Source organism: Microcoleus sp. BM001215392 (assembly GCF_036700185.1).
In the GTDB taxonomy this organism is placed as follows: domain Bacteria; phylum Cyanobacteriota; class Cyanobacteriia; order Cyanobacteriales; family Microcoleaceae; genus Microcoleus.
In genome coordinates this window covers 1-9246 of record NZ_JAUBOJ010000317.1, presented here as the reverse complement: position 1 = coordinate 9246, position 9246 = coordinate 1, and the positions used below count along the sequence as shown (strand labels likewise).

Sequence of the window (9246 nt, the reverse complement as noted above, 5' to 3'; positions counted from 1 at the left end):
TTTATTTCTCCACGGATGAATCCGGGGGCTTGTATCCTGGATGCTTTCGGTCAGAAACTGATAGGTGGTGTCTAGCTTTTATACAACGGAAAGTTCGCGCACCACGGCTACTCTTATCATCCCCGCGAGAGTTCTATCCTATCATGGATTCGCTATCGCTCAATTTGTTTGCTGCTCGTTTTCATCCCGTCACTCATCCTGTAAACGGATAGAGTGCGGGACTTCCCACTCGTATTAGTTAAAGGTTTCTGTGCAATATTTCAGTTGGCGGCCAAACCCTGAGAGTCGTAGCTTGCCGGGCCCGACGCCATCGCCCTGCACCAAGTAGTAGAATAAGGGACAGCACGAATCCTTGATTAAGACCAGATAAAAAAATGCCACTGTAGGTAAATCCTAAATCTCAATAATCTCAATGGTCGTCAAGCAGCAACAATCTAAAATCTCAAATCTAAAATGGTATACGGGAGGGCAAAATCTTGGACGAACTCAGAGCAGCACTAGAATTGACAACAGAAGAAGAATTGCAGCAACTAACCGAACTTCTGTTCGTGCGCAAGTTTAACCCTTTAGATTACGTGCAAACCCCCGCACCGATAGACGTACAAAGCCGCGATCGCGAAGCATGGCTAGACGCAGTAGAACAGCGGTTTCGGTACCTTGCAGCCGACGGGTTAACCGTACTCAGGGGGCGAACAGAACAAGTAACTTACAGACAAGCACTAATTCAAGTGTGCCGCTATCTGAAAATCCCTTATCCCAAACAGTTATCCACTACCGACTTAGAAGCAGAAGTATTTCTGCATTTAATGGGCCGCGCTTGGAAGCGTTTACCCGCAGACGAACAGCAAGTGCTGACAGTGCGGGTACAGAAAGCAATTGTGGAGTCAAAACTCTCAGAACCGCTACCAATTTCTGCTGAAAAAGACCCGCTGGGTTTGCTGTTCAAAGGTGGCAGCGCTTTAGCCGTTAGTTCCATCTTAAAACCCATGTTGCTAAAATTGATGGCCCATCAATTTGCACTGCATTTTGCTACTTATGAAATGGCAAAACAAGCAGCGATCGCAGGGACTGCAACCGCAGCAACCCAGTTTCAAAATTATGTCGCAATTCAGACGGCGCGGCGCGGTATGGCCGTGAGTGCTGCTCGTTACGGTGCGACGCGGAGCGTGTTTTCGTTGCTCGGCCCGGTGATGTGGACTTGGTTTTTAGCAGATTTGGGTTGGCGATCGATTTCTACGAACTACGGGCGCATTATCCCGACCATTTTTGCCTTGGCTCAAATTCGCCTAACGCGATCGGAATGCGTTTGGGAACTAGCATAGCGAATTTGGATTTTGGATTTTGGATTTTGGATTTTGGAGTGAAGAATTGAAGAATTGGGAGTTTGGGTGAATATCAAAAAAACGTGGAAATTAGCTGCAAAACAGACAGCCAAAAATCTCAATTCTCACCTGCAAAAACATCCCGATCGCCGCCTGCAAATCCCTTGGAATTTCGCTCAAATCGGGATGCTAATTTTTCCAACAATTCCGATTTTGGGAGCTTTGGGAATATTCCTGGGATTGGCCGGCACTTGTCAGCAAAAGTTCCGGCAAATCTGCCGCAGCCCCCTGAATCGAGGATTCGGAATTCTGAGTGTGCTGCTAGTCATCACGACAATTTTTGCCAAGAACCGTATCGAGGCTGTTTTAGGATTGTGCAATTTTTGGCCATTCTTTATATTGTTTGCTGCTTTCAGCAGTTTAATTCAAACTCCGGCTCAGTTACGACAATTGTCTTGGATAATAGCAATAAGTTCAATTCCGGTAATAATTTTAGGTTTGGGACAGCAATTTTTAGGTTGGAGCGGCATCGATCAATTGCAGCCGATTTTGGGCTGGGTACTGGAACCAAAAGGCAATCCCCCCGGCCGCATGGCTTCTGTGTTTATGTACGCTAATATTTTAGCCTGCTATTTAACAATCGCTTTTATTTTAACACTCGGATTGTGGATGGAAGAAGTCAGTTGTCAGTCGTCAGTTGTCAGTCGTCAGTTGTCAGTTAGCAGTCGTCAGTTGGCAGTTGGCAGTTGTCACCCATTACCAATGCCCAATGCCCAATGCCCAATGCCCAATTCCCAATGCCCAATTCCCAATTCCCAATGCCCAATTCCCGATTCCCAATTCCTATTTTTAAGTTTTGCAGTAGTAGGAAATGCTGTTGCTTTGATTTTTACTAATTCTCGGAATGCTTGGGGATTGGCAGTTTTGGCAGTTTTGGCTTTTGCATTTTATGCGGGTTATAAAAAAATATTAACTGCGATTTTTAGTGCGGTGAGTGCAGTGTTTTTGTCGGCGTTTGGCCCGGAACCGCTGCGGCAATATTTACGAATAATTATCCCGGCTTTTTTCTGGGCGAGACTCACGGATGAAATGTTTCCAAATCGGCCGACTGCTACTTTGAGAACTACTCAATGGGAATTTGCTTGGTCGATGGCTCAGCAGCGTCCTTGGACTGGTTGGGGATTGCGAAATTTTACGGCTCTCTATCAAGATAGAATGCACGAATGGCTGGGTCATCCTCACAGTTTGATGCTGATGTTGGCTGCGGAAACGGGATTCCCGACAACGCTTTTGTTGTTTGGTTTAGTTGGCTGGGTTTTGGCTAGGGGTGTTTTGCTGTTGGCGTATTGGCAGGTTTCTGCTGTGGATATTAAACAGGCTCAAATAGACGCACAGGAAACAGAGGAAAATTCAATTTTACACAGCACAAGTCGGGTGATTTGTCAACAGGAAAATTCAGCCGATCGCCTAATTTTCTTCAGTTATTTATTAGCCTTCGCCGCCTGTACGCTATTTAACACTGTAGACGTGACGCTGTTTGATTTCCGAGTCAATACTACAAGCTGGGTATTGTTAGCGGCGATTTGGGGTGTGTGCCAAGAGGGAATAGGGCATCGGGCATCGGCCAAAGAGGGCATCGGGCATCGTGAATAGGGCATCGGCCAAAGAGGGCATCGGGCATCGGAGGCAGAGCCTGGAAAACAAATAACAAATAACCAATAACAGATAACAGTCAACAGTCAACAGTCAACAGTCAACTGCCAACTGCCAACTGCCCACTGCCAACTAGCAACTGCCCACTGCCAACTGCCCACTGACTTCCCTTATTCCACTGTCACCGACTTCGCCAAATTGCGTGGCTGATCCACATCCAAACCTCGGCGCGCGGCAATGTGATAAGCCAACAATTGCAGCGGAATTACTGTCACAATCGGCGACAACAATTCCTCCACCAAAGGTACTGGTAAAACGTGGTCAAAAATATCAGCTTCCGCCGCACCTTGTTTTGGCGTAACGCCAATTAAACGGGCGTCGCGGGCTTTGGCTTCCTGAGCGTTGGAAAGCACTTTTTCGTAGACGCTTCCGGGCATGGCGATCGCCACTACAGGCACTTTAGCATCCAAAAGGGCGATCGGGCCGTGTTTCATCTCTCCGGCGGGATATCCTTCAGCGTGAATGTAGCTAATTTCCTTTAGTTTTAGCGCCCCTTCCAAAGCAATGGGAAAGTTAATTCCCCGCCCCAAAAAGATAAAATCTTGAGTTTCTGTAAACTGGTGCGACAATTCCTCCACATACTGTTCTTGAATCTCCAAAAACTTCTCGATTTCGGCTGGTAACTGGCGCAAACCCGCAATAATTTCTGCCAATCTCTCTGTGCTGATGGTTTGCCGCTGGTGCGCCAAATCCAAAGCTAAGAAATAGAATGCCATCAACTGAGAGACAAAAGTCTTAGTTGCAGCCACGCCGATTTCTATACCAGCGTGGGTATTTATGACGTGCGGCATCATGTGGGCGATCGAACTTTCAGTCCTGTTAGTAATTCCCAACATTCTCGCCCGAAATTTATCAGTAAAACCAGCGCGGCGCTGCTGTTCCATCCCCAAAGCAGCCAGGGTATCCGCCGTTTCTCCCGACTGAGTTACCCCAATAATTAAAGTATTTGCTGTCAGCGGTGCGGGCGCGTAGCGGTACTCAGAAGCGTACTGCACCGCAGTCGGAATATTGGCTAACTGTTCCAACAAATATTTGCCAATTAGCGAGGCGTGCCAGCTCGTTCCGCAGGCGAGAATTGAAATTTGTTCGACATCGGCGCAAAGTTCTGGCGCCAAGTTTAGATTGATAGGAGAGCCTGAATTTCCCGGCTGCCAATTGCTGTCTAAATAAGTCTCCAAACAAGCTCGCACTACGGCCGGCTGTTCGTAAATTTCCTTGTGCATGAAGTGCTTGAAGCCCTGTTTCTCGACAGAAACTGGATTCCAGCCGAGGAGGCGCGGAGTTTTTTTCAGCCTTTCCCCTGCAAAGCTGTAAACTTCTACTCCCATCGGAGTTAGTCTTGCCAATTCGCCATTTTCCAGGGACAAAACAGCGCGGGTGTGGGATATTAACGCTGGCGTATCGGAAGCACAGAAAAATTCACCTGCACCAAAGCCAATCACCAAAGGAGCTTGCTGTCTGGCGACAATTATTTCGTCTGGAAAATCTGCACAAATAGTGGCGATCGCAAAAGCTCCTTCTAACCGATTTACGGCCTTTGAAACCACGTCCAAAAACGACAACTCAGCAATTTTCTCTGCTGTTGGATCTTGTCCTTCTTGCTTCTTGCTTCTTGCTTCTTGCTTCTTGCTTCTTGCTTCTTGGAAAATTTCAGCTATTAAATGAGGGATAACTTCTGTATCCGTATCCGAGACAAATTTATGTCCCTTGGCTTTCAATTCTTCTCGTAACTCGCGATAATTTTCAACAATCCCATTTTGAACTACCGCAATTCGCCCGCTATTATCTAGGTGAGGGTGAGCGTTATATTCTTCTGGTTTGCCGTGAGTTGCCCAGCGGGTGTGCCCGATGCCGATGGGAGCGGGAGAGTCTATCTCTGCGAGCTTTTCCCGGAGGTTGTGCAATTTGCCCTTTGCTCGGATGCAGGTAATTTCTCCTTCCCAGATGGTAGCGAGGCCCGCTGAATCGTAGCCTCGGTATTCTAGTTTCTCCAATCCTGCTAGCAAAATATCGCTTGCTGCTTGCGTGCCGATATAACCAACGATTCCGCACATTTAAGGTACTACTCCTGCTTAGCGATCGCAATAAAACCCAAGTTTTATCATTTTTACCTTCTTCCTGCCGCAGAATGCAGATTCCGCGACAAAAAGAGAGGGGGCAATTTAATCGCCCCCTCTCCTTGTACCCGTAATTCGATCGACAATTCGATCGATATTTAGTAGGCTAGACCCATACTGCGAGTGGTTTCTGCTCCCAGGTAGACCCGGATGCTCAGAAAATCGGTAGGACAAGCTGTTTCGCAACGTTTGCAACCTACGCAGTCTTCGGTGCGGGGAGAAGAGGCAATCTGAGCTGCTTTGCAGCCATCCCAGGGCACCATCTCCAAAACGTCAGTCGGACAAGCGCGGACGCATTGAGTGCAGCCGATGCAGGTATCGTAAATTTTGACTGAATGAGACATTGAATAAAGGCTCCCAACGAGTCACTAAAAATTTGCTGGCTCTGCGAATTAACAGATTTGACGGCGAGGTGCCACCGCTTATGCCTGCGCAGAGAATTAAAGGTTAGTCTACCGCAGTGCCTGGAAGCACTTCGCGAAAAAGCGACAAAACTTCACAGATATTCATTCTGGGAGTGCTTTGTGACTAGGTTCGTAGTGAGGACTGAGCGTCCTTGCGGAGTTAGAAAGGACGCTCAGTCCTGACTGCGAACTTTAGAAAAACAAAACTAAAAGCCTAATTTTTCCAATACAGGCTTTGTGGAAACAATATGTCTGTCGAGTCCGAGTTGTTTCGGCTCGACACCCAAAGCCAAAGCCACCAATTGCGGTAAATGCAGCACCGGCAAACCCAATTTTCGCCCAATTACTTTTTCCACTTCCGGCTGCCGCGAATCCAAATTTAAATGACAAAGCGGACAAGGCGTTACCATACAATCAGCACCGTTGTCAAGAGCATCGACAATATGTTTGCCGGCCATTTGAAATGATTGGTTAGTGGCATAACTCGCTAGGGGCCAGCCGCAGCACTGCGTCCGTCCTCGATAGTAAATTGGAGTGGCGCCGATCGCCCGAAACACATTTTCCATCGATTCCGGTTGGTGCGGGTCATCGTAAACCAAGTTATCCTGAGCTCGCAGCAGGTAACAGCCGTAAAAAGCCGCGCACTTCAAACCCGAAAGCTTGCGAGTGACGCGTTTTTGGACTTCCTCCAAACCGTAATCGGCAACGATCGCCCACAGCAGATGTTTGACCTCGGTACTGCCTTGATAGGGGGAACAGCCTTGTTTTTCTAGCAAACCGTTGACTTTTTCGAGGTAAGGTCGATCGGTCTTTTGGGATTGCTTGAGGCGATCGTCCACATGACCGATTACACCTTGACAAGTGCTGCAATGCGTGAGCAAAGGGAGATTTAGTTGCTCGGCCAAGGCAATATTGCGGGCATTGACAGTATCTTCCAGCAACTGCGAGTCTTCCTTAAAAGTGCCAGAACCACAGCAGGAAGCTTTTTTGAGTTCCACCAGTTCAATGCCCAAGGCTTGAGTCAGCGCTTGGGTAGACAGGTAAAGTTCGCGGGCGGCCCCTTGGGCGACGCAACCGGGAAAGTAAGCATATTTGAGATTTGGGGATGGCATAATTGTTGCTGCTGAGGACACAAGGCAAGGGACAAGACAGGAGGGCGATCCTCTTCGAGGGCTGCGCTAACGAAGTTGGGATGCTTCCTCTCCATATCCTTACCCAGTTTTAAACGATTACGATCGATAAAAATTAGGATAAAAGCTGATCCAGGATGGATTAAAGTTCGTCTCGGCGGTAATTTCCAGTTTGAACCGTTAGCTTGCTGAGTTATGGGCTAGGGCAGTATTTTTAGCCCACTAATTGAGCATCAAGACCGCTCTGGGAAATACTGTCCTAAGTAAGCAATCAGTAATTTTTTGGTTTCTGTCAGAACTTGGTGTTGAAAAGTGCGATCGCGCGATACGGCGAGAATATCCAGCGTACAGGCAACTTCAACACTGATGGTTGCAATTAGCTCTCGATGACTTTGCTCTAAAGCCGGATTACGAGCCGCAAAATAAACCGCGAACTGTTGTGCAAGCTCGTGATAGAAGGCTGCACTCATTGCAATCGTTGTAGAGATCAGACGAGATTGAATGAACACGGGACGGAATCCAGGATTTGCACTCACAAACCAATCGAATCCATCCACCAATTGATTCACATAAACATCGAGCGTTACCTGCATCGCTTCCTCTGTATGGAGCGTAGCAGACAGTTCCCTCAGTTGATTGAGATAGCGATCGAGCAAAGCATGAAAAACAGCGAGTTTGTCTGGAAAAAAACGATATAGCCCTCCAACGGAGGTATTTGCTCTCGCCGCAATTTCATCAGTTGTCACTGATTCATACCCAATCTCAACAAACAAATCAGCCGCTGCGTCCAGAATGTGATGGAATCGTTCCCAGCTACGGGCTTGTTGAGGTACGCGCCAAAGTGGCGTGGATTGGGGGCTGTCGGTCATTCGTTCAAATCGTGTGTTGACAAACGCGAGGTAATTCTCGTATCTTGTAAATGCGAGGTATCTCTGGTATTTACAGCTTACAGGAGTTTTCAGGAGAAAGAACCATGACTCAGATGCTTCAGACAACCAAGCCCCTAAATTTAGCATGGATGACAGGATGGTGTGTGGCGGTAGGCTTATTTGGATTGACACTATCAGGAAGTGGTTTTGAAGCTACAAGCGGCCCAGTTCGCATCTTATTTGATGTTTTGAACGGTCCAGGGAAACTCGATCTCAATCCCTATGTGCGTTTTAGCCTTGCGATACTTGGAGCCGTGACGATGGGTTGGAGTTTGACGTTAATAGCAGTAATTCAAGTCGCAGACCAGCTTGAAAAACAGGTTAGTAAGCGTATTTGGCTTGGGCTTACTGCATCGATCGTAATTTGGTACGTAATAGATAGCATTTTGTCTATTGCCACAGGTTTCTGGCTCAACGCTGTTTCAAACACGATTTTTAGTGCAACATTCCTGATCCCAGTGATCCGCAGTGATGTACTTCGCGGCTAGGAACCTTTAGTTTATTGTCGCAAAACCAGTCGTTGGAGCGGCGATTTGAAGCCTTTTCGTCTACGTTCTAGGTTATCTGGCGCCGCTCAATTGGGCCGTTATCTTGCCAGCGCATTATTAGAGATTATCGGTGGCGTGGAACAGGCAGGATGCCTGTTCTTCACAGGCTTTTTGGCAGATGTCTAATCAAGTAAAGCAAAACCTTTTATTATATCAGAAAAATATTTTGCGAGAGGTCTATTGGCGAGGAACGATACGTTATTATTGGAATGTCTGAATTGGGGAAAGTGTTAATTGTCTCCCATACTGACCGAGAGAACCGCATCCGCATCATCAGTGCCCGAACAGCCAATCGCCAAGAAAAGAGGTTTTATGAAGAAGGAAGTTGACGAGCTAGAAGATGAACTACGCCCTGAATACGACTTCTCTAAGATGGCAGGGGGTGTCAGAGGCAAGTACGTTGAAAGATACCGGACAGGAACAAATGTGGTTCTCCTAGATCCTGACGTTGCCAAGGCTTTTCCGACGAATGCTTCTGTAAACGAGGCACTGCGGTTATTACTCCAAATTGCCCAGCGCCAGCAGCCTAACAACCCGGTTGGAACGGACTGACTCAGTTCGATTTGCACGAAAACGCGGAATTGGAACGCCATAATCAAGCCCAACGCATTCCGATTGCTATCCGGCGAGGGCGAGTTGAGCGACTACCAGTTCAATCCAAAGATCGGACATCATCTTTTTTGCAAGCACTGCGGCGTGCGCTCGTTTGCACGCGGGCACCATGAAGAGATTGGCGGTGACTACGTTTCAGTCCAATTGGCCGCCCTCGACAACGCCGATCCAACGGAACTGATTGAAGCGCCGATTCGATTTGCTGATGGGCTCCACAACGACTGGGGTGCTCCTCCAGCCGAGACAAGGCATCTATAGAACCTTTTGAGATCTAAAAGGCTGCGAGCTTTTAACCATCAGCCTCTTGACATACCTACAGCCCTAAAAGTATTCATATAGCTTATATCTCTCAGGGCAACGGTTTCAGCGATTTTATCGAGCCATAGCGATCGCCACCCGGCAACATTCCTGAAGTTGTCATATCAAATCCTCTCTTCATCGTCCTGTATTAATCTCTCTCTTCTCTTCCTT

General features: G+C 47.6%; 9 protein-coding genes. 5 read left to right on the top strand and 4 right to left on the bottom strand.

Annotation, left to right across the window (positions count from 1 at the left end; genetic code table 11):
- The first annotated feature begins 476 nt into the window (after positions 1-476).
- Both QT974_RS26000 and QT974_RS25995 read left to right on the top strand, forming a co-directional pair.
- Positions 477-1322, top strand: a complete 846-nt coding sequence (locus QT974_RS26000) for a YaaW family protein (protein ID WP_333471297.1) — start codon at positions 477-479, stop codon at positions 1320-1322.
- Positions 1323-1388: 66 nt separating this feature from the next.
- Complete coding sequence (locus QT974_RS25995; protein WP_333471296.1) at positions 1389-2975, top strand: O-antigen ligase family protein; 1587 nt, start codon at positions 1389-1391, stop codon at positions 2973-2975.
- A 170-nt stretch (positions 2976-3145) separates the two neighbouring features.
- Here the strand turns inward: QT974_RS25995 and glmS are convergent, their stop codons facing one another.
- From glmS to QT974_RS25975, 4 genes are all read right to left on the bottom strand, one after another.
- The gene (gene glmS / locus QT974_RS25990; protein WP_333471295.1) at positions 3146-5089 is read right to left on the bottom strand and encodes a glutamine--fructose-6-phosphate transaminase (isomerizing); all 1944 of its coding nucleotides are present in this window, start codon (positions 5087-5089) and stop codon (positions 3146-3148) included.
- Positions 5090-5250: 161 nt separating this feature from the next.
- Entirely contained in the window at positions 5251-5496 is a 246-nt protein-coding gene (psaC, locus tag QT974_RS25985; protein ID WP_015175986.1) for a photosystem I iron-sulfur center protein PsaC, read from the bottom strand.
- Positions 5497-5762: 266 nt separating this feature from the next.
- Entirely contained in the window at positions 5763-6668 is a 906-nt protein-coding gene (locus tag QT974_RS25980; protein ID WP_333471294.1) for a CoB--CoM heterodisulfide reductase iron-sulfur subunit B family protein, read from the bottom strand.
- 251 nt (positions 6669-6919) lie between these two features.
- A complete protein-coding gene (locus QT974_RS25975) occupies positions 6920-7555 on the bottom strand; it encodes a TetR/AcrR family transcriptional regulator (RefSeq protein WP_333471293.1) in 636 nt (211 codons plus the stop codon).
- A 104-nt stretch (positions 7556-7659) separates the two neighbouring features.
- On the opposite strand from QT974_RS25975, the gene QT974_RS25970 reads away from it, so the two are divergent.
- From QT974_RS25970 to QT974_RS25955, 3 genes are all read left to right on the top strand, one after another.
- Positions 7660-8103, top strand: coding sequence for a hypothetical protein (locus tag QT974_RS25970; RefSeq protein ID WP_333471292.1), 444 nt, complete (start codon positions 7660-7662; stop codon positions 8101-8103).
- Between the two features lie 294 nt (positions 8104-8397).
- Complete coding sequence (locus QT974_RS25960) at positions 8398-8715, top strand: hypothetical protein (protein ID WP_442933215.1); 318 nt, start codon at positions 8398-8400, stop codon at positions 8713-8715.
- A 9-nt stretch (positions 8716-8724) separates the two neighbouring features.
- The gene (locus QT974_RS25955) at positions 8725-9033 is read left to right on the top strand and encodes a GFA family protein (protein ID WP_333471298.1); all 309 of its coding nucleotides are present in this window, start codon (positions 8725-8727) and stop codon (positions 9031-9033) included.
- Positions 9034-9246: the final 213 nt, after the last annotated feature.